The organism is Aeromonas sp. RU39B (assembly GCF_900156095.1).
Classification (GTDB): Bacteria; Pseudomonadota; Gammaproteobacteria; order Enterobacterales; family Aeromonadaceae; genus Aeromonas.
Genome location: NZ_FTMJ01000030.1, coordinates 1 through 2,262, shown reverse-complemented (window position 1 = coordinate 2,262; position 2,262 = coordinate 1). Strand labels below are relative to the sequence as shown.

Below are 2,262 nucleotides of genomic sequence, written 5' to 3'. Positions count from 1 at the left end.
TCCGCCGCAATCACCCGCACTTGGTCATCGTCACGCAGACCGATGGCCACGCAGGTTTCGTAGTCGATAGCGCACGGCAGGACAAAGCCGTCGTTGTAGTCGGTGTGCTCGCCAATCAGGTTGACGCGGCCGGGGGCGCGGACGCAGAGGTCCGGTGCGCGGCCAAGGAGCCGGGTAAAGACCTCGGTCACACGGGCTAGTGGAGTCATGGTCATCCTCAAACTGTCTTGTAGTGAATCGGGCTCAGGGCACGCAACCGCTCGGCTGCCTGCTCGGGGGTCAGGTCACGCTGGGTCTCGGCCAGCATCTCAAAACCCACCATGAACTTGCGCACGGTGGCCGAGCGCAGCAAGGGCGGGTAGAAATGGGCGTGCAGTTGCCAGGCTTCACGCGCACTGCTGCGCGGCGGGGCAAAGTGCCAGCCCATGGAGTAGGGGAAGCTGCACTGAAACAGGTTGTCGTAGCGGCTGGTCAGCTCTTTAAGGGCGATGGCCAGGTCTTGCTGTTGGGCGGCGGTGAGGTCGAGCATCGACGGCACGTGCGCCTTGGGCAGTAGCAGGGTTTCAAACGGCCAGGCGGCCCAGAACGGCACTACCGCCAGCCAATGCTCGGTTTCCACCACGATGCGCGAGCGGTCTTTGAGTTCACGCGCCACGTAGTCAACCAGCAGTGGACTACCGTGCTCGGCCAGCCAGGCGACCTGATTGGCCTCTTCACGGGCAATCTCGTTGGGCAGGAAATCGCTGCCCCACAACTGACCGTGCGGGTGCGGGTTGGAGCAGCCCATCACGGCGCCCTTGTTCTCAAACACCTGCACCCATTCCCAGCTCTGTGACAACTCGGCCACCTGCTCGACCCAAGTATGAATCACCCCTTCGATGGCGGGCAGGGAGAGCTCGGGCAGGGTCTTGCCATGGTCTGGCGAGAAGCAGATGACGCGGCTGGTGCCACGGGCCGCTTCCAAGCGCAGCAGCGGGTCCGCCGCCTGATTGGCCGCCGGGGTGTCTTGCATCAGGGCGGCAAAGTCGTTGGTAAAGACAAAGGTGCCGTCATAGACGGGGTTCACTTCGCCATTGACCCGGGTGTTGCCGGCACACAGGAAGCAGGTGGGGTCATGGGCGATGGCGGCACTTTCGGTCACCTTCTCGACCTGGCCCTGCCAGGGACGCTTGGCACGGTGCGGCGAGACCAGCACATATTGGCCGGTCAGCGGATTGAAACGGCGGTGGGGGTGATCAACCGGGTTGAACATCATCACTCCTCGTAACCAGTGGGATTGGAAGATTGCCAGCGCCAGCTGTCGGCGCACATGGAGGTCAGGTCGCGGGTGGCCTGCCAGCCTAGCTCCTGCTCGGCCTTGGCCGGGTCGGCCCAGCACTCGGCGATGTCGCCGGGACGGCGGGCATCGATGTGATAGGGCAGCTCATGACCGCAGGCGCGGGAGAATGCGGCCACCATCTGCAGCACGCTGTAGCCTTTGCCGGTCCCGAGATTGTAGGTGTGCACGCCGCCCTTGCCGTGACAGTGCTCGAGCGCCTTGACGTGGCCCTCGGCCAGGTCCATCACGTGGATATAGTCGCGCACGCCGGTGCCATCGACGGTGGGGTAATCGTTACCAAAGATGCTCAGACGCTCGCGGCGGCCAATCGCCACCTGGGTCAGGAACGGCATCAGGTTGTTGGGGATACCCTGCGGGTCTTCCCCCATGGTGCCGGACTCGTGGGCACCGACCGGGTTGAAGTAGCGCAGCAGGGTCATGCTCCAGTCGGGCTCGGCGGCCTGCAGGTCTTCAAGGACCTGCTCGATGATAAGCTTGGAGCGGCCATAGGGATTGGTGGCCGAGCGCGGAAAGTGCTCGCGGATGGGCACGCTGGCCGGGTCGCCATACACGGTGGCCGATGAGCTGAAAACCAGGGTGCGCACGTTGCACGCCTTCATGGCACGCAGCAGCACCAGGGTGCCGGTGAGGTTGTTCTCGTAATAGTCGAGGGGAATGCGGGTGGACTCACCGACTGCCTTGAGGGCCGCAAAATGGATAACGGCCTCAATCTGCTCGTCACGCAGCACCTGCTCGAGACGGGCCTGGTCGCGCACATCGGCATGATAGAAGCGGGGGGCGCGGCCGGTAATGGCTTCAATGCGACCGAGCACGGCCTGTTTGCTGTTGCAAAGGTTGTCGAGCAGCACCGGCTCGTGGCCAGCGGCCATCAGCGCCAGCGTGGTGTGACTGCCGATATAGCCGCACCCGCCGGTGACCAGAAT

At 63.9% G+C, this 2,262-nt stretch carries 3 protein-coding genes; all 3 read right to left on the bottom strand.

All coding sequences use genetic code 11. The features are described 5' to 3' along the window. On the bottom strand, nucleotides 1-209 hold a 209-nt coding region (locus BW958_RS20100; protein WP_306169671.1), incomplete at its 3' end, for a galactokinase family protein. 8 nt (nucleotides 210-217) lie between these two features. After that, nucleotides 218-1,252, bottom strand: a complete 1,035-nt coding sequence (locus BW958_RS20095; protein ID WP_076577680.1) for a UDP-glucose--hexose-1-phosphate uridylyltransferase — start codon at nucleotides 1,250-1,252, stop codon at nucleotides 218-220. Between the two features lie 2 nt (nucleotides 1,253-1,254). Beyond that, the coding region (gene galE / locus BW958_RS20090; RefSeq protein WP_256702089.1) for a UDP-glucose 4-epimerase GalE at nucleotides 1,255-2,262 on the bottom strand (1,008 nt) is incomplete at its 5' end.